Origin of the sequence: Paenibacillus tyrphae, from assembly GCF_027925525.1 — a bacterium.
GTDB lineage: Bacteria > Bacillota > Bacilli > Paenibacillales > NBRC-103111 > Paenibacillus_G > Paenibacillus_G tyrfis_B.
This window is the reverse complement of record NZ_BSDJ01000001.1, coordinates 356,533-375,571: the sequence shown is the minus strand read 5'-3', so window position 1 is coordinate 375,571 and position 19,039 is coordinate 356,533. Positions and strand designations below refer to the sequence as shown.

Genomic DNA, 19,039 nt, shown 5'->3' with positions numbered 1-19,039 from the left:
AATATCTATAGAAGGATGACGGCAAAGTGGCAAAGAGAGTATTTTATGCGTCCAAAGTCAATGTACATGCACACATTTTTTCACAAAATCTTGATGATATCATATCTATTCATATACCAAGGGTTATTAAAGAAGCTCCAAGTATTAAAATTGGATCTTATAATTGGTCCATTACCGATGTTAAAACTATATCGTATAATAATGATGTTTTCATTATAGGGAATCTGACCAAGTCTAAGCAGGTTAAGTTAAAGATGAGAGTAGGTGCTAGTACAGAAGATGTGACCACAGATTTTGAGGTTGCTAGAACCTCAATGTTTGTATATCACTCGTTAAGTGAAATACTTGTGCATGAAGTTAGCAGTTATATTGACGAAGTAGATTTTATTAATGTGTTTGAACGCTTGGTTGGCAGGGATCCATACGTTGGTGAAGTAAAAGTAATAACAATTCCTGAACCTCATAAAATTAGAACAGAAATGTTATCTATGCAGAAAATAAGTAGCGTTCATTTTCATCTAATTCACCCTAATCCTGGAAAAAAAGAATTTAATATTTATAACAGTCTAATCGATCAACATGATTTAAAAGAATTGGATTTAAGGATGGCTAATAGGGATGGTATGAATATTAAAGAAGATGCGGAAAAAGAAAACTTTACTGAAACAATTGAAAGTGGCATTGAACTCGTTGAAACCGGTTATGGTGCTGTAGATATAAAAGGGTTTGACGAGCATAAGATAAAAGGAAGAAGAAAGGATAAAATAGTAAGAAAACAGAGATCCTTTTTTTCAAAACGCTCAGTTAGGAGAATTATTGTAAACGAGTTTGGCGAAGAAACTCTAATGTCCCGCATACGAAGTTTTATAAATGATGTCAGAGCTAAAATAGTTAAGGATGATAAGGATGAACCCAACATCTCAATATAAATTGACCTATGAGCAAACAACTTTTTTGGGGTTACTTAGAATATATGGCTATAAAGTAGTGATCAATTGGTCTTTCTTTTGGGCTCTAATTTTTTCTGCATTACCAATGTCATATTCTATTTTCGTTAGTAAATCATTTACAGAAGATTTTAATACACTTTCCAAGGCATTAACCACGACTTTTCTTGCTGCATCTGCCGGTGTACTGGGGATAGTTATTGCTGCTTTAACGGTAACCTTAACTTTATTTCATAATTCACTTCTCTCAAAAATGTTAGAAACAAAGTTGCTTCATACATTTTTGTTCCCATATTGGTTCGCTGCTACATTATGGGGGTTAAGTATAGTAATCTGTACAGGTATTGTCATTTTAGATGTATTTAAGCTTACGGAGATTCTTCCATTCTGTTTTGTATTAGAATTGTTACTGTTTTTATTCGCAACATTTTTCACTATTAAGTTAACGGGTTTGATAATACGTCTAGCTTTACAACGATCTCAAATAAATAGCTGATCTTTAAGTAAAATTCTAGCAAGTAATGGAGACTGCTTCGTAGTGGCCAACTTTAGTGTCCACATAGGCCCAAGTGTACGATATTTTCGGGATCATTTTTTTAGCATCTTGTAGGACTGTCCTTATTCCAATAGCCCGCTATAAATCTAAATCTTACTTCTATGAATACCCAGAATGGATTGCCTTTCTTGGGGATCGTCTTTTTCAGTGTAAGGATTAAGCAGAACAAATTTCGTTAGCGGCGGCTTTCCAACCTCGATAAACATTCTGTTGAGGAAGACAGTGCTAGGCGAAAGCGTCGCTATAGGCATGGACAAAGCAGCATCACTTCAGCGATACCGCCAGACTAAAACCATCTTCATCAATCATGAGCTCGGACTCCCTGTAGCGATATGATAGGTTATGTATACTGATTTTTTGCACGGAGTGTAGTAAAGGTATAATTTCGTCAATGCTCTGCACGGTTGTTTCGTGAATTGATTCGTCTGGAAGTAGCCAAATTATTTTAATTTGGGGCTTTTTTCGGGTATGAAATTTAAAGATTATAACAACAATTAGTGAAATGAGACTCATGATTCCAAACCAGACAAGATAAATCATAGTACCATCTCCAATACAATTTTTTAAGGCATACAAAACTTGACGATACTTCAATATTATAAATAATAATTGAATTTTCGTCAAATTCATTTTGAAGAAAGTTCAAGTTTCGTATACTTGAACTCAGAGGTGGGGCCGATGACTTTCGGAGAGCGGTTAAAACAATCCAGAAATCGAAAGCAGATGACACAGGAGCAAGTATCCCAAAGAATCGGGATCGATTTTACCACAATATCCAAGTATGAAAATGATAGATCGCAACCCGATAACGAAGTGCTGCAGAAGCTTGCGCAATTGTATGGCGTGTCGATTGATTGGCTTTTGGTAGGAAGTTTGAATGAACCCGGGGACAAGAAAAAGATAAACCGACTGATAATTGACGGGGAACCGGAAGAGCTGACCGCAGATGAAGCCGGGCATTTGAAGGATAGTCTGGAAATGTATAGATTGCTCAAGGAAAAGCGAAGTAAAGATGCTAAAAATTGAAGATAAATGACATCATGATCGACTCGGCTTCAGAGAAGGTGGATACATGATGTCATTTTTAGTTTGGTGACGCAAAGCAACATATTTTTACTGGATTTATGTCCTCACCATTCATTTATATTAACGAAGCCATTATATAAAGAACAAAAAGGACGCGATCGGGTGCTGGATTTATTGAGTTTATTTTTAAAGATTACATAGAGATCAAAATACTGATGACAAAATCCAATGAGTACGAAGTGAAGGATTTGGTGGGTATTTGTTTTTATAAGGAGTTTCTGAAAATTCCATGGTTTAACCAGCCTCTGGCACAAAAGGTTATTGCGCATTTAAGATTATGCAGGGGAACCGTATCATAGGTGAGGCGAAATTTAGTGAAACAGATCGTCTCGTCATATATTCCCCCTGTTCCTTACCTACGTATTAAATGATAATTACTATAAAGCAAGCCCATACCTACGAAAATGGGAAACATTATCGTATTTGTATTACTGAGAAATATCTCTAAAGTTCGTTTTTTATTAGTAAATTTAATGTAAATCTATACGTCTTTTTTCGCCTTCCCTTTAGAGAAATTCGTAAATATGAGTTTAAGCAAAAACTACCTGTAAGAGTTTAACAACGAGGTGAAAGTAACTTTTATGCAAACTATAAATCAAAAAGTTGAAGTTATACTCCCAATTTTTTTCATCATTTCCAATTGATAAGGAATTCGATGAAATCATTAATCAAGCTATTGATGAGCTAGTATCTACAACTTTTTTATTTCCATTAGTGGTGGATGAATTGAAGATAAATGAAGTTAAAGTAAAGTTTAAGATATTGAATGACAATGATGAGAGAAGGAATTTGTTGAAGAAATCTGTTCGAAAAAGAATTATTATTTCAGCGTATACTGAATTGGGGATTATTGATAAACCGATTGAAGGAATAGAATGGAATGTCCCTTCCATTCATTTCTGGAGTAAAATTTCGGTTGATTATTTTGTTAAACGGATTTATGACTTCATAATTAGTATAAACATTGCCCGAGTTGGTTCTTTCCAAGTTGATCAAGGACTCATTTTTATTGACGATCAATTATATGATAAAACACAGATGATGATCAGTGATTTCTATTCAGTGTTTTTATTTACACAGAAAACAAGATGGCCAATTCTCGAAAACCTAGAAATCAACACTGTTTAGAACTGGATTACAGAAAAAGATGGTTTTCTAGATGGGGTGGGTGGTACCCCTGTTGAAAGGGCACTTTCAGCACTTACATATCTGTTTGGTACTAGTGGTGAATCTACTCAAGGAATAGATTTATTTTTTACAATGATAGCCTTAGAAGCACTTTATTGTTCGAGTAATAATGGAATTAAAGAACAATTGCTGGAAAAATCACAGGTTTTTTTAGGTGTCCAAAATGAATATAAGAAATTATTCAAAAGTATGTATGATTATAGATCAAAGTTTATACATGGAGGTTTAAATTTTCCTGGCAAATACCATCATTTTGATGCAAGTGACGATTTTGAAAAATTTACAAAAGAAACTAATGATGTTATCTTAATGGCTCAATCAGTATTAATCGCGACATTACAGCAACTCTCCAAACTAAATATGCATGAGCTAAATTTTAAGTATTCATTAGAAAAAAATTAATTATTATCAAAGTATTCAAGGCTATTAGCAGCTCAGGTATTTCAAAGGCTTTGAACCTTAAAGAGTGACCGAGAGTTCGTGGTGGCAAACAGTGATCGTGTCCGATTGCAGAATCAGATTATTTGATGACTTGATACTCGAATCGTTGCTAAAAGTGATAAAGAGTCTAACTTTGCTCTGCAAAATTGCATATACCATATACATTGATAAATTAATCATGCTTACTGTCTCATTATATGGAAGACCTGGGGCACTTACAGCGTCGCGGCCGACAACTAAAGCTGCCTTGAGGTTCTCGGGTTCATGAAGACAAGAATGTTATAATAGTACAAACTACTGGGAGAATCAAATGATGACAAATAAAGAATACAAAGAGCTCATAGAGACCAAATACGGCAAATCTTTGAAAGAAGTAATGTATGAACTATGTGTAGAAAGAGGTTTAGATCCATGGGAGGGATCTGAAGAATTAGGAGTGCCAAAGAAAACATTTGTTGCATGGAGAACTCAATTTCGCTTTGGCCCCGATCAGAGAAGATATGATCGAGCAGAGCAGATGCGGAATGAAACTGTTAATGAATATAAAAAGCAATTAGAAAATATAGATATTAGAAGGGAGTTTGTCTACGGAGGGCAGAAATCATTAAAAGGGTTTAGGGAGATGATTGAAAGGAAATTGGAATTGGAAAAGTTAAGAAGATCAAAAATGGAAGATACCGATTCGTTCGGGGATATGTCAGTAATGCTAAGAATAGGGATTTTTGAAGGCGTGATAGATTATTTAGATGAATATGAAAATATGGATAAGAGCATAGCAGAAAGTTTTTCACGGGACATAGAGATTTTGGAATTATTTCTAAATATGAAGATTTAAATGTAAGTGGTTTTATCAGAAGGGGATAGCCACACATTGATGAATAATTGTCTACTTTTTTGGGAGAGTTGAAATTTCTGCGAATTTAATAATAAGTTTGAGAGGTATTCCTGACCACTGCTCAGTTGTTTGAACCCTTGTCCATGCAAATAATGGACAGGGGTTTATTTACGTACTATTTTAAATTAATTATGTCAGTTCCTCGGTAACGTCTTCACGACGTTTTGATACTTCCGGAGGATATAGTGCAAAAGCAGTTTGTGCAGTTCCTTCAAGAGGAATTGCAAGTACCGATTGAAATGATAGAATTGGAAGTCCCCGTATCTTACTTTTTAGAAAATGCACGAGGAAGGCTAGACAAATTTGTTTATTGCCAAAATGAAGATCAATTACTTCCGGTTCTTATTATTGAATTAAAGTCTCAAAATGTCCAACTAACAGATGAAGTTTATGAGCAGTTTTTTTAAATATCATGATCTCATTTATGTAATGAAAATGTATTTTCTTTCATGCTCAAGAGCAAAGTAAGCGTGAAACCATGCACACCTTCAAAATAATAACAAAAGATTATGTTACATCCACAAACTCCCTCAGCATCACCCGTCGACGAATTGTGGTTTGCATTGCCACGGTTCGCTGCACCGAACTCCTTTCCGTGAATAAAGGCGCCTTTACTGAGGGGGACACAAATGAGGCGAAATTTCGGCGCGCGGCGCACGAAGTTTCGCCTTTGAAATGATATGTAGAACCATATCATAAGTAACGGCGAAAAATCGTATGTCGAGGAACAAAGACATGTAGAAGTGGTGGAGGAAGTTACTATAGAGATTACGTGACTAATTACCGCGGTTTTCCAAATTCATGGTATGATTGTGGTAAAAGTAATTTCTGTCTAAGAAATATTTATTATTTTTTGTGTAAGTGTCTTTCGCAAATAATACGTTATTCGGAAATTAATTTAATAGGGGGAGAATAGATGAGTAAACCAAAAAAAGATCAATTTCTCAATAATTATAACATCACTGAGGGAGAATTCTCTCGTACCAATTTAAAATGGGCTGAACTTTTAAAAATATATGACGATCATTTAAAAAATTATAGAATACAGGTTAATATTTCAAATTATATTTTTGAAACATTATCTGAACTTGAAAATGTACATTCAATAAGAAAGAGAATAAAAGATCCTGAACACTTAATGGAGAAGATAATACGAAAATCTTTAAGTAAGCCTGAGTCAGAGATATCTTTAGAGAATTATACTGAAAAAATTACAGACTTAATTGGAGTTCGTGTACTTCATCTATATAAAGATGACTGGTTAGAAATTCACAATAAAATTCTTAGTACTTGGAGTACGGTCGAGAAACCCACAGCAAACATACGCAGAGGAGATAACGAAGAAGTTTATCTTGAAAACGGTTGTGAGATAAAAGAACATCAATATGGTTATCGCTCAGTTCATTATTTAATAGAGTTTCCATATACTAAGGATTCTAAAATGATTGTAGAAATCCAAGTTAGAACTTTATTTGAAGAGGCATGGAGTGAAATAGACCATAAGATTCGTTATCCTTATGATATAGATAACCCAATTTTAGCAGGTTATTTAGTGGTATTTAATAGTTTAGCAGGTAGTGCCGATCAGATGGGGTCATTTATAAAAATATTAAAACAAGAGTTGGATCTGAGAAATCAACAAATTGAAGAAAAAGACATGATAATAAGAGAACTAAAAGAAGAGATTAATAAATCAAAGCTTGATAAACAAGATAAGGAAAGAATTAATAAGTCATTAAATAAAATTTTCATTGATAATTTTGATACAACCAAAATCACAAAGGCATTATCACAATCAATAATTTCCATGAATTCTCTAAACATAAACTCAGATTTATTTAAATTATCAACCGAAGTTGCAAACGCATTTAAGAAATTAAATAACATAAATATAAACCCAGCAACTATTGAAAACAATAAAAATACTAAAAATGAGATTGCAATAACAAGCGAAAAAAAAGAAGGCGAAGAAGAAAATTAACTTCCGATAACCCAGCAATTCATGCACCGGGTGTATGCCCTGATAAATTAATAATTAGGTTCCTTATACAAAACTATAAGGCCATTCTCAAGTAGGATGGCCTTATAATGTATTTAATTTTCACTTAAAATTAAACTATTACTTGCTGAGGTAGATTTTCGAATCTCATTTGAGCCCTCTTGATGGCTCTTTTCTTAGTTCAAATATTTAAGTTCTTTCCTTCATAGCCAGTATTTCAGACTCAGGCAGTCCCGAAGCTTTAGCGATAATAGAAATTTCCACACCATGTGCCAGAAGCTCTTTAGCCATTTCAAGAGCTTTCTTTCGTTCGCCGCGGGCTTCTCCTTCGGCCAATGCCCCTTCGATTATCGAAGCTTCGTCATGAAGGAACTTTTGTCTATCCTCATACAATCGGCGGGTTTCTGCATCCTGACTAAGAAACTCCAATGTATCCATGGCTTTCTTCAATACAGGTTCGTTCATCGTCAGCACCTCCCAATTGGATTTATCGGCACCTTTCAGAAATAGCAGCCAGTTCACCAGGCCTCCGCTCTCTACGGGAACGGCATGGTCATCTAGTTTTGGCAACTCTAGAAAGTGTAGTTCAATATCATCAACCAGCGGAATGCCCCTGCGCTCTTCCCGAAGATGGAATACACTATGATATTGCCGGTTGGGCAGGAACGAATAATTGAGAATGTTGATGGCAACACATTTTTTTAGCATTTTGTAGGATTGCCCATCTTGCAATTGCCCACTATAAAGCTTACGCCAATAAAACAGCGTTTGCATCTCGGTATCGTACTTATTGAACAACTGCATTTCTACATTGATCAGTTCGCCTTCTACCGTTTTGCCGCGAATATCCAGAATGGACTGCTTATCCCGGGGGGCATCTTTTTCGGTGTAGGGATTAAGCAGAACAATTTCCGTCAGCGGCAGTGGCACACTGTAGCCGAGGATGAATTGATTTTCAGAGCCAATCTGCACATTGTAACCCGGCTTGAACTGACCGTTTCGCATGTAATCCTCTTTCATCCGCATGAACGTGGCGTCTTTGTCGGTTTTACTGTAACTGTTACGATTCCCTAAAATTTCTTCGTGTCTTTCATGCTTTTGAAGGCGGGGGAGCAGGTCGTTTCGAAGGGTGCATAATGCTTTCTTCGGAGCGAAACCGGTTAATGGTCCGAAAGTCTGGATGTTGTCTGCCCGCGATTCACATAAACATGATATTCTCGCGGACGGCCTTAGTGATTTGGCGGGAGAGTAAATGCACTGCGTGTTAGGCATAAATGATAATTTTGGTGAGCATTTTCGGATGATAACTATCTCGCCCGCCTCTGGGGTAAGCTGCGTCGAAGATGGCGTCGTCAAGCCAATTCACGGCGGCATTCACAACGCGAACGAGGCGATTTTGGGGATGTCCTCCTCTAAGTCCATTGGCAAGCAAAATTGATCCATGGTATATTGAATGTACAAAGAAATCGTCTACTTTTGTAATGGTTGAATGGTACCTCCATTTTAACAAGGAACGGTTTCTTTTTGCATTCTTTGATACAAAAAAGGTGTCCCTCAGCCATTTTCATGGCTTTTGGGACACCCTCTTGGTTAATGGGTTTAGAAATCTCGCGCGAACTCAATTGCTTTTGGAACTTTAGCGTAAACTTTTTGCTGACTGTTATAGGAGGTATCATACATATAGCTGTCCCCATTATATACATGATAAACATCGGTTTTGTTGACAATCGTTGATCCTAAGTCATATTGAATAGCACCGTAGTAATCACGATGGTTAGGAACAGATTCCGGAGCCGTGTATACTTTTGTTGTTGAATATGTGTATTTGAACGAGCCACTTGCCTCACTTGTCCATGCGATATTAATGACTTTTTGAAGTTCAAAATCAACACTAGATTGGATTTTGAGGTTGGCACTAACCTCAACCGTTTTTGCAATTGTATTAGTACCGCCTCTAGGAACACTGCACAAGAATGTATCTTGTTCCCTTGGACCTACATTGAAATTACCGTCTTCAACGGTTTTATACGGCACTGAGTAGGTCGAGTATGCATATCTCTCTGTTATATTCCCTTGTGGAGTAATCCTGTCTGAGTCTTTCTTTGCTAATGCCTCATCAATAAATCTTACGGTAGCGTTATCTTGACCTTGGGGTTTGCCTACAACAACCGGTGCAGCCGAGCTTGCAACTTGCGAGCTTATCACAGCCCCCTTTTCGAAAATTGGATGAGCAGCAACAGGAGAAACAGCGAGTGTTAGAACTGCTAAAGAAGTGGCGATAACGGCAGGAATACGCTTAGGAGTCAAGTAGATTACCTCCCTAAAGGAATAATATGGTACAATTAACATAATATCATAAATGACTTAAAAATTTTATAAAATTTTCTTTAGGAGGAATATTATGGCTAATAAAGGTCTTGTATGGAATTTGATCATTTTGTTTTCTATTTTAGCCAGTACGATTATTATTACGGTTAAATTACAAGATAAACCTTACTTTACGGGAAGAAATCTGACTTCTGAAACCGGAACGCAATTGTTAACTCAAGAAGAACTTGTACAATACCTACATGTGACGAATGAAGACATCGAAAAAATAATATCGGAAGACAAATCATCAAGAAAACAAACAGGGCTTAGGGATGCTTATCAGTTCTTGCCCTATATTGAATTAAAGGGCAAAAGATTATTTCTAAAGAGCGAGGTTGATAAATGGTTAGAATATCTGTCCAAAAACAGGCCCATCTAACATTTTAATGGGCATCACACGAAAATTAACCTTAGGTTAAGCTATCTGGGGATAAACAAAGCTGGTAGAGTGAGGTCTGGTACAAACGCAGAACAGAGCAAGCGAATGCCAACGCATTATAGAACATGGCGACGATAGTAAGAGTTATATACAGGTCTTTAGCGTGTAGACAAGGCCTACCAACGGTTCTTCCAGCAGCTCTCCCCCCCAATGCGAAAAGGATCGAGGCAGCTGATGCGATTTCCAATCGCCAGTATGCCGGCAGTTGCCCTAGCTACATGAAAACTTGGCCCCTCCCTTGACCGGACTTACATCGGCTAGAAGATGTAAGTCCGGGCGAACCAACAAGCAGACTAAAACCATCATCATCAATCATGAGATCGGATTCCTTTGTAGCGATATGATAGGTTATGTATACGATATTTTGCACGGAGTGTAGTAAAGGTATAATTTCCTCAATGCTCTGTACGGTTGTTTCGTGGATTGATTCGTTGGGAAGTCATTTTTAGTTTGACGATGCGAAGCACCATATTATTGATTGTATTTATGTCCTCGTTACTCATTCATATTAACGAAGCCATTATATAAACAACAAAAAGGACACAACTCGCTTCAACGGGCTGTGTCCTTTTTGCTGTTTGAGCAGATTTTGCTGCGCGTGCATGAAAAGACGCAAGTCACACCCTCGAATCGTTGTCATAATAGAGCCCCAGATGGTAAGCTCGCATCAGGAGATTCTCAAAAATTTCCGGCCTTGAATCCAAGGTGTCGTATAATATCTCAACCTGGCTATTAGAGATTCCGCAGTAACTTGCGATTCCGATGTTCAGATGTTGGGAGAGCATCTTATCGTATTGTCTCTTCTCGAAGAGTTCTTTCGGAGCCGCTGCCAAACCAAGCCATAGTACTTTTTTATGATGCAATTTATTGGACCCGTACGCAAAACCATTATTCCATACCCGGTCGATATATCCCTTGAGCATAGCAGGCAGATTGAACCACCAGATCGGGAAAATATAGGCGAGTGCATCGTACTTCTTCATTCGTTCGATTTCGGCCTCAACCTCAGGCGAATAGGTCTTGTGATCGGACGACCAATCGGGTTCATCCGCTTCCCACAACACGGGATTAAAGCCGCTGCGATGCAGGTCCAGCATCTCCGTTTCGTGGCCCGCCTCAGCAAGTCCCTGTAGAAACCTGTCTGCAACAGAAAAGGTTAAGGAATTCACCCTGGGGTGCGATACAACGGTCAAGATTTTCATCGAGTTCACCTTCCATCTCTCAACTTTTACCTTCGAATGAGGTACGATGAAATTATCTCTTATGCAGGAAAAAAAGGGAAGAACGCACTTTTATGTTCTATAAGCACCAAAAAGTAATATAGGAACCAAAAAGTAACTATACCTAAAAACCAACGAGAGGATGGTTATCCCATGGAAAGGCAGATGACGCGGACGTTTAACATCCCCGCAGAAGCGACATTGGAGGTGTTAGGGGGGAAATGGAAACTGCTGATTTTATGTCATTTAAACTGCGGCCCCGGGCCGAAGAGAACGAGTGAATTAAAAAAGGCCATTCCCGAAATTACACAAAAAGTGTTAACTCAGCAGCTTCGGGAGTTGGAGGAAGACGGCATCATCATGAGAACGGTATATAATGAAGTGCCGCCGAAAGTGGTCTATGAACTGAGTGAATTAGGAATGTCGTTGAAATCCATATTAGACCAGTTGGGCGAGTGGGGCGAGCAATATATCCATCAGCGTGAATGGAAGTTCTCCTGCTCGGAACACTCCCAAAATGCTTAAAATCATGAAAAGACATGGAGGCCTAAACAGATGAACAACCTTGCTGATTTAGTAGACGCGATTATCAACGAACCTATGCTAAGTGAAAAAACGTATACCTATTTAATTTTAGGCACGGAGAATTCGTTTACGAGCGGATATTTTCCCATTTTCGAAAACGAAGTTTCCTATGATGGTCACACCACTGTTGCTCTTTTTGATAAGTATAGGAACGAAATTGTGGAACTCATGCTGGGAAAGGGCATTCTTTGTATCAAAGTCGACGCTGGCAAATTAGTTGAGCATGGCCTTGTGAACGATACGAATCCTGAGCTTTTTGATACGGACGCCTTTGAGTTAATCATTTACCAGAGATATGGGTTGGAACCGAAGGAAGAGGAAAGAAAAGAAATCTTACAGCAATCGTTAAAGGCCGAGAAAATTAAGAATACATTGGTGTTTGCGTGTTATATGAATGACATGGAGAAAATTAAAGAGCTGGTCACCCACGCGAGCAAATCCGATTTGGACAAAGTGCTTAAATATAGCGGCACTTCATTGCAGTTTTGCAGTAAACACGATAATTTGGAGGCATTTAGACTAGTGGCCGAGAAGGGGGCAAACGTAGGAAAACGTTCTCTGACTCAAACGCCTCTGGAAATTGCTTTTAAACACTCAAGCGATATTGTGAATTATATTCGTCTGGAATTTCCGGATGTTTATCAAAAAGAGGTGAATAAGAAGGGCTTCGGGATTGCTCTTCATTGTAGAGATGAAGCTCTGCTGGAAGACATTTTAAGGATGGGCTGTGAAGTGAACCAGGAAAAGAAGGCATTCCCTCCTTTACATAGCTTTGCGGATTTCAATAACATTGTGGGGATTAAATTCCTGCTGGATCACGGAGCTCATCTTGAAGGTAGAAATGAGTATAAACAAACCGCCTTGCATCGAGCGATTAGGAGGGAAAATGTTGCCGCGATTGAGGTGCTGTTAGAATATGGCGCGGACATTCATGCTACAGATCGAGATGGGAAGACAGCTGTGGATTTAGCTAGAGCATGTGTAAACAAAGCCATTCTTCATATGATGGGTTAACATGTTGGGAAGGAGCTGCCGCTGGCAGGCTCCTTTCGCATGTTTCGCCGATAGACCCGTAAAGCTGATCACAGATAGATCCTTCGGGCCTCCTCGTCGAAAAATTCGACTACATTCCCATACTCGGTAATATCTATACGGTTCTGCCTCATAATCTTCTGAATGAAGATGGCATCCGTAACGATATTATTGATGATCGTTTCGCACCATGACGGAGTGCCTTTAAAGTAATCCACCAAATCATGAATTTCATCAAACTTAAAATAAAGGATATAACAGACATAATTCTGAAGCAGCGTACGGAAACAATGCTCGCGATAGAGGTTAGAGCGATGGTCAGAGAGAAAATCTCTCATCATCCCGAATACGGTTGTTTTATTCTCGGAGTAGCTATGGATCAAATAATCGACATCATTGATCAGCCGTAATACATCTTCCAATCCTTCTTCCGGAGGCATGGCCAGCTTGGGCGATTTACCCTCTATTGCCTTTAACAGCTCCAGCGTGAGATGTTTGCAGGCATTTATTTCATGGGGAGCGATAACTAATTTATCTCTATACTTGTCGAGATGCTCGCTGTAGTAATCGTGGTATACAGAAAAATAATGCTCCATATGGATATTGGTTTTCGTATGAACCAAATCTTGCCCGCGGAATGAAAAGGAGTAGAGGGTCTCCTCATTCACCGGGTGAGTATAAAGGTAGAAAAAGAAGAAAAAGTTTCGTAATTGCTGCCTCTGTTCATCGTTCAAGCTGGTAGCATCCGACAATTGAGCTAACTGAAAAAAACAATAGCTTTTCATAAAATCATTCATTGCATTGTACGGATTGATCTTGATAATGGACATCGTCCTGTTGATCGTAAACAACAGATAATAGAGGATCAGTTCATCATAGACATCCAGATGTTCAAAAAAAGCCGAGAGCACAGGCTTCCAGTCCGGGTTTGCGATGTAATTCGGATCTTTCGGTTGTAATTCATCCGCCCACTCGATAAACGACTCATTTTCGCGACCGACAAAAAATAATTCTGCGCTATCGTCTTCACATAGGGAGTATTCATAGCAGTCCGTTTGAACGGACGGTAATCCCCTGTTGAATTTTAGATTCAGATATTCGTTATATAGCAATTGAAGCTTCATCAGACCTATCCTCGGTTCCTATAGGATTCAACTCGTGTTAACGTATGGGCGGGAAGTCTCTAGACCCGCTTTGGAAACATTCGACATCTAGCGGGGCATTCCTTCTCAGCCATTGATCGCCGAGCGTGCGAGGTGAAATCGACCCGATCAGCTGAACCTTAACACAAATTGGAGAGCGGAACTCCAGAAGCGTCAAAGAGGCCCGAGTACGTTCGAGTGTCTATTCGATCGTGCTCGGGCCTAAGAAGATATTCCTTAATTGAGATCAGGCAGCTCTGTTCGTGCATTTCGTCACCGGGGGCCGCATTCTTTGGATCAAGCCCATAAAGATGCCTCCCATGAGTAACATCACCGCGACAATCCAAGTATAGTACAGAGCCGAGCTTCCTTTATAATCGGTTAAGAGGAACGAGAAATCAAAGAGAATATTCGTTATTCCATGGGCCACAGCAGCAGGCCATACGGAGCCTGACTTCAGAGTCAACCATGCGAATATGAACGACATGCCGATGCATGCTAGCGGCATCAAGACAAGTGCCCCTAGCAACGGCGCGCCTTTAAAGGTAGCTCCCGTAAGGGTAACCCCAAAATGCCAGTATCCCCATACGATCCCCAGAATCACAATCCCCTTCACGGAACCGAAAGAAGCGATCATCCGGCTTTGCGCATACCCTCTCCAGCCCAACTCTTCGCCAAGCGCGAACAGGCAAGATTTCGCTACGACCACGAGGGTCGTGACGAGGAGATTCAGCGTGAAGCTGTCCGTTACAGCCATAAGCTTGTAATCCCCCCATCTGATGCTGCCCTCGAATAATAGAGCCGAGCCTGCGGTGGTAATGACAAACGTTAGGGCGGGGATGGCAGCCGCCATAATCAAATGATAGGGGCGGCAAAACCGTAAACCAAGCATTCCGGGCCGCGGCGCCTTGCCCAGCAAGGTGAATACCACGGCAGCCAAGCCTGGCACCCACATCATCAAGAGGATATTTGCGGGGGTGTAAGCCGCCCCGATCACCGCTTGCATCATGAAAGTAATCCCAAGCGTTATCCCCAGATAATAGACAATCGTTCGTTTAAGGGACATCATTATATCCTCCTAATCCTAGGAATAATGTACGGAAAGAAAGTTCCAATAGAACAAGTAAGCCGTATAAAGGAACGCAAGCACGGCGATCCCAACGTTTACGGTCTTCCATCGGTCAAGCTCCTTGGCAGTAAAGATTCGAATCAAGAAATAAACAGCCGCGGCCGACGAAATAAGAGGCATGGAAGCCACGACGACCTGATAGAACTGCGAGTATCCGTATAGAATCTCTCCATTCCCATAGATGAACTGGACAATGAAGAATATACTCTGAAGGAGGGCGATGATTGGAATGACGACAGAGATGCTGTGTGATTGCTTGCGCCATTGCCGTATCGCGTACCTCACGATCCATAGGAGCGGAATAAGCGTGAACAAAATGCCGGGTACCACATACAGCGCCAACAAGACAGATCCCGACTCAAAGGAAGCCGTGCGCGGGATGGAGAAGTTCATCGGCCCTGTCAGCGTCCATCTCCCCTGTTCTTTATGAAAGTACAGCTGTTCCTCCCCGCCGACTTCTTGGAAGAACCTTTCATCTACTTGGGTAAACTCTTTCCTGAGCATCTGTTGCCCGTCGTTCTGGAATAAGCCGGTCACCACTAAGGTTCGATCGTCTTTTGCTTCAACCGTATACGGTACGCTGCCCAGCAAGCGAAGTCCCTTGGCCCAGCCATGCTCCGCTGCCAAGTGCAGCTCGTATCGTCCTTCCAGTTCCTTGATCGCACTCCCTAAACTTTCAAGGGGAGAAAGTGGCTTGCGGGCTACTTTCGAGTCGATCGTTTGGGATATGGCATGAACGACTTTCCCGTGCATTTCCATCCCGCTATCTCCGGTGTTGGCGGTAATGAAGATACCGATCGAATGGGAAGGAATGAGCACCATCTTCGAATTAAATCCGTCAATTCCTCCATTCGCCCATAAGTAGGGAACTCCATTCACCGTCTCCGACCGAAAAAAACCATACCCAATCCCGTACATGCGTTCATGAGAAGAGAATTGCTTCGCATGCATCATCCGGACCGTCTCCGGTTTAAGCAAGGACTGACCGTGGAAATAGCCGTTGGACAAATGTGCGATCATGTAGGGGGCGAAGTCATTCGGCGTCATATTGACGGCGCCTCCTCCGGGAAAATGAATTCCGGAATAAGGAACCACTTGATAACCGTTGTCCGTATAGGCATAGCTCTTGGCCAACTTGGTCCGATCCTGCGGGAGATTCAAGCTCGCGCTGCTCATGCCGAGTGGCTGGAACAAGCGTTCCCGCAAGTAATCATTCAAGGGAAGTCCGGATACTTGTTCGATCACACTTCCCACAAGTCCTGACCCGACATTGCTGTAAAGGAATTTACTTCCCGGGGCAAACACCGGCGGCTGCCTCTCCAAATACGTCCGAACCGTATCCGTCGACCATTGCGGGATCAATCCTTGGCGATTATCTCTTTCATACATGCTTACATCCAGACCTGCCGTATGCGTGAGCAGGTGATGGAGTGTAATCGGTCCATAATTTCCATTAACCTGGTAATCCTTCAGGGCTGCATTGATATCGTTATGCAACGAGAGCTTTCCCTCCTCGACCAGCTGCATAGCAGCCGTAGCGGTGAAGGATTTGGTTAAGGAACCTAGCCGAAACACCGTGCTTGCCGGGTTAACGGGCACTTGTTGTTCCAGATCGGCGAAGCCATACCCTTTGCTATACATGATGCGTTCTCCTTGTGTAATGACAACCGCTGCGCCGGGAATATGAAGCTTGTTCATTTCCTCCTTCATGACAGGATCAATCAATTGTTCCAACACTTCTGCGGAGAACGGTGAAGCCTCGTTCGCATTCGCACGTGGCATGCACAATAGGAATAACAAGCAAGAAGCGAGTAGAGCGGCCAACCATTTCCGTGTATCCGACATATTCATCATCTTCACCTTTCGTTTTTAAGCGATGGATATCGCCAGGCTGTAGCGATAAGGCTGAGTATGAGGTCGAACCTGTCATTTTGGGAAGTTGTAAATTGTCATTCGTCTTCGTGATATCGCTTCGTGGAGGCGCATGCTATAATGGTTGACAGTTAAATCTGGAGATGAGGTGTTCATCCTGCTGACATTGGCCAACCGATGGGCATGGTTCGATTGGATCATTTTCACGATCCGCTTCTTGTGGTGGATCACGATTGTCATCGGGCTTGTTCGATTTCACGACCGTTTGCCGTACCCTGTAGGGGCGGTGCTGTTCGTTTCGGTTCTTGCGTTTGTTATTCCTTATTGGTTTTTCCGGTATTCCACCAGCGCTTATTTGATTGCTGAGATTGCGCTGAGCGGGAGCCTTTACATTGCTGTAAACTACTATTTTGAAGCGACCCAGTGGCAGTTTGTGATCATCGCTTTTGTCGTGGGATTCCATAGCACAGAACGAACATACCGTTGGACGGGGCCTGCTACGATTCTTCTTGTCCCCTTTCTCGCATGGAATACCGCTCGTCTGGATTTCGATAGTATTGCTTTTCAAGCCATCTTGTACCATTTGGGAATGTATGGGTTCGGATTCGGCTTTCAATTGTTGGTCCGTACGCAGAAGCAGAGCCTGATCATTAAGGAACAGAACCAAATTTTGGAGCAATATGCGAGTCGAGTGGAGCAAATAACGCTGCTTGAGGAGAGAGACAAGATATCCAGAGAGCTGCATGATACGATCGGACACACGATGACATCGCTAATTATGGGCATGGAGACGCTTCGGCCTCGTTTGCCCGATACCGAAGTGAATCGACTGGACACCCTGCTTCACATGGCGCGTCGCGGTTTGAATGAAACCAGGGGGATCGTTCACAATTGGGCGCAAACCACCGGGGAATCGTTAACGACCTTGGAGTCCTCGTTCCGCGAATTGATCGAGCAATTTCAGCAGTCAACCGGGGTGATCGTCAAGCTGCGCATCTACGGCAAGGAGTATGAATTAAGTCGGTCCCGGAAACTGCCCCTGTATCGCTGCTTGCAGGAAGCGTTGACCAATGCCGTGCGCCACGGCGGTGCTTCACTTATACAAGTGGGATTGTACTTTGAAGAAGCCCAAATCCGAATGCAGGTTGAAGATAACGGGAATGGGAACAAGGATATTGAATTCGGATTCGGGTTGCAATCGATGAAAGAGCGGCTTGAAGCCCTTGATGGACATTTATCTCTTCATTGTCTGGATGAAGGAGGCGTAGCGGTTATTTGCTGCCTGCCTCATCAGACGGTTCTTCCACAAGCAGCAAGCATTCGCATACTTCTCGTTGACGATCAGCCGATCATCAGAGAAAGCTTGCAGCTGATCTTACAACAACAGCAGGATATGCAAGTCGTTGGGCTCGCCGGAAACGGGCAGGAAGCGCTCGATATGATTCCAAACGTGAATCCCGATGTGGTGCTGCTGGACGTCCGAATGCCTGTATTGGACGGACCGAGTACGCTGCGAGCGATACGCGAACGATGGCCCGCCTTACGCGTCATTATGGTGACAACCATCGAAGAGGCTTCGCAGGCCACCGATACGCTCAAGAACGGCGCCAACGGTTATTTGTTGAAATCCGTTTCCCCTATCGAGTTAGTGGAGGCGATAAGGGTCGTCCACCAAGGGGAAACGCTGATTACCCAGTCCATCGCAGATGTCCTCTTCAAAGAGATGAAAGTGCAGCAGGAAGAACTGGATGGACTGCGTAAATTGCAAGGGCGCGTGTGCCCTTACGGGTTGACGGAGCGTGAGCGGGGAATTCTGGCATCCCTAGTGAAGGGGCTTCGCATAAAAGCGATTGCGGAAAAAATATTTCTTTCCGAAGGTACCGTTCGTAATTGCACTACGATGATTTATGCCAAGCTGGGCGTGAATAACCGGGAAGACGCGGTGAGGAAAGCGCAGGAGGAAGGACTTGTCGTTTAGACGGGTCATACGAATGAAGTGATTTGAGCGGCATCATGATCTACGCGGCTTCAGATAAGGCGGATCGTGATGTCGTTTTTACGCTGTCCAACAAATCTGCGCCAAACGGGTGATCTACGATGTACCGCGAGCTTCCGTCGGTTTGTTTCACGATAGACCG

General features: G+C 41.5%; 18 protein-coding genes and 1 pseudogene. 13 read left to right on the top strand and 6 right to left on the bottom strand.

Annotated features, from left to right (window positions below):
- Window positions 1–26 precede the first annotated feature (26 nt).
- The 8 genes from QMG93_RS01715 to QMG93_RS01680 all read left to right on the top strand — a co-directional run bounded on the left by QMG93_RS01715 (window position 27) and on the right by QMG93_RS01680 (window position 7,094).
- The gene (locus QMG93_RS01715) at window positions 27–929 is read left to right on the top strand and encodes a hypothetical protein (RefSeq protein ID WP_281933166.1); all 903 of its coding nucleotides are present in this window, start codon (window positions 27–29) and stop codon (window positions 927–929) included.
- Window positions 907–1,443, top strand: a complete 537-nt coding sequence (locus QMG93_RS01710) for a hypothetical protein (protein WP_281933165.1) — start codon at window positions 907–909, stop codon at window positions 1,441–1,443. The genes QMG93_RS01715 and QMG93_RS01710 overlap by 23 nt, the downstream gene beginning before the upstream one ends.
- Before the next feature lie 738 nt (window positions 1,444–2,181).
- Window positions 2,182–2,529 (top strand): helix-turn-helix domain-containing protein, encoded by a 348-nt coding sequence (locus QMG93_RS01705; RefSeq protein ID WP_281933164.1) that lies wholly within the window; start codon window positions 2,182–2,184, stop codon window positions 2,527–2,529.
- An 852-nt stretch (window positions 2,530–3,381) separates the two neighbouring features.
- Window positions 3,382–3,717 (top strand): hypothetical protein, encoded by a 336-nt coding sequence (locus tag QMG93_RS01700; RefSeq protein WP_281933163.1) that lies wholly within the window; start codon window positions 3,382–3,384, stop codon window positions 3,715–3,717.
- 36 nt (window positions 3,718–3,753) lie between these two features.
- Window positions 3,754–4,179, top strand: a complete 426-nt coding sequence (locus QMG93_RS01695; protein WP_281933162.1) for a HEPN domain-containing protein — start codon at window positions 3,754–3,756, stop codon at window positions 4,177–4,179.
- A gap of 349 nt (window positions 4,180–4,528) precedes the next feature.
- Window positions 4,529–5,053, top strand: a complete 525-nt coding sequence (locus QMG93_RS01690) for a hypothetical protein (RefSeq protein WP_281933161.1) — start codon at window positions 4,529–4,531, stop codon at window positions 5,051–5,053.
- 245 nt (window positions 5,054–5,298) lie between these two features.
- Window positions 5,299–5,520, top strand: coding sequence for a type I restriction enzyme HsdR N-terminal domain-containing protein (locus QMG93_RS01685; protein ID WP_281933160.1), 222 nt, complete (start codon window positions 5,299–5,301; stop codon window positions 5,518–5,520).
- Between the two features lie 509 nt (window positions 5,521–6,029).
- Window positions 6,030–7,094 carry a GTP pyrophosphokinase gene (locus QMG93_RS01680; protein WP_281933159.1) on the top strand — a complete coding sequence of 355 codons (1,065 nt, stop codon included), beginning with the start codon at window positions 6,030–6,032 and terminating at the stop codon, window positions 7,092–7,094.
- A 207-nt stretch (window positions 7,095–7,301) separates the two neighbouring features.
- Here QMG93_RS01680 and QMG93_RS01675 read toward each other — a convergent pair.
- Window positions 7,302–8,033: pseudogene (locus QMG93_RS01675) on the bottom strand (Rpn family recombination-promoting nuclease/putative transposase); the annotation flags it as partial.
- Window positions 8,034–8,412: 379 nt separating this feature from the next.
- Between QMG93_RS01675 and QMG93_RS01665 the strand changes: the two are divergent.
- Window positions 8,413–8,550, top strand: coding sequence for a hypothetical protein (locus QMG93_RS01665; RefSeq protein WP_281933287.1), 138 nt, complete (start codon window positions 8,413–8,415; stop codon window positions 8,548–8,550).
- Window positions 8,551–8,711: 161 nt separating this feature from the next.
- On the opposite strand, the gene QMG93_RS01660 is transcribed toward QMG93_RS01665, so the two are convergent.
- A complete protein-coding gene (locus QMG93_RS01660; RefSeq protein WP_281933158.1) occupies window positions 8,712–9,419 on the bottom strand; it encodes a hypothetical protein in 708 nt (235 codons plus the stop codon).
- Between the two features lie 94 nt (window positions 9,420–9,513).
- On the opposite strand from QMG93_RS01660, the gene QMG93_RS01655 reads away from it, so the two are divergent.
- Complete coding sequence (locus QMG93_RS01655; RefSeq protein ID WP_281933157.1) at window positions 9,514–9,861, top strand: hypothetical protein; 348 nt, start codon at window positions 9,514–9,516, stop codon at window positions 9,859–9,861.
- A gap of 677 nt (window positions 9,862–10,538) precedes the next feature.
- On the opposite strand, the gene QMG93_RS01650 is transcribed toward QMG93_RS01655, so the two are convergent.
- Window positions 10,539–11,123, bottom strand: coding sequence for an NAD(P)H oxidoreductase (locus QMG93_RS01650; RefSeq protein WP_281933156.1), 585 nt, complete (start codon window positions 11,121–11,123; stop codon window positions 10,539–10,541).
- Window positions 11,124–11,294: 171 nt separating this feature from the next.
- Here QMG93_RS01650 and QMG93_RS01645 point away from each other — a divergent pair, with 171 nt between their 5' ends.
- Window positions 11,295–11,666 carry a winged helix-turn-helix transcriptional regulator gene (locus QMG93_RS01645; RefSeq protein WP_281933155.1) on the top strand — a complete coding sequence of 124 codons (372 nt, stop codon included), beginning with the start codon at window positions 11,295–11,297 and terminating at the stop codon, window positions 11,664–11,666.
- A 30-nt stretch (window positions 11,667–11,696) separates the two neighbouring features.
- Window positions 11,697–12,740: an ankyrin repeat domain-containing protein gene (locus QMG93_RS01640; RefSeq protein ID WP_281933154.1), complete on the top strand. Its 1,044-nt coding sequence runs from the start codon at window positions 11,697–11,699 to the stop codon at window positions 12,738–12,740.
- A 68-nt stretch (window positions 12,741–12,808) separates the two neighbouring features.
- On the opposite strand, the gene QMG93_RS01635 is transcribed toward QMG93_RS01640, so the two are convergent.
- The 3 genes from QMG93_RS01635 to QMG93_RS01625 all read right to left on the bottom strand — a co-directional run bounded on the left by QMG93_RS01635 (window position 12,809) and on the right by QMG93_RS01625 (window position 16,874).
- Window positions 12,809–13,882, bottom strand: a complete 1,074-nt coding sequence (locus QMG93_RS01635; RefSeq protein WP_281933153.1) for a hypothetical protein — start codon at window positions 13,880–13,882, stop codon at window positions 12,809–12,811.
- A 265-nt stretch (window positions 13,883–14,147) separates the two neighbouring features.
- Entirely contained in the window at window positions 14,148–14,969 is an 822-nt protein-coding gene (locus tag QMG93_RS01630) for a CPBP family intramembrane glutamic endopeptidase (protein ID WP_281933152.1), read from the bottom strand.
- Between the two features lie 15 nt (window positions 14,970–14,984).
- A complete protein-coding gene (locus QMG93_RS01625; RefSeq protein ID WP_281933151.1) occupies window positions 14,985–16,874 on the bottom strand; it encodes a serine hydrolase domain-containing protein in 1,890 nt (629 codons plus the stop codon).
- 151 nt (window positions 16,875–17,025) lie between these two features.
- On the opposite strand from QMG93_RS01625, the gene QMG93_RS01620 reads away from it, so the two are divergent.
- Window positions 17,026–18,879 carry a hybrid sensor histidine kinase/response regulator transcription factor gene (locus QMG93_RS01620; protein WP_281933150.1) on the top strand — a complete coding sequence of 618 codons (1,854 nt, stop codon included), beginning with the start codon at window positions 17,026–17,028 and terminating at the stop codon, window positions 18,877–18,879.
- Window positions 18,880–19,039: the final 160 nt, after the last annotated feature.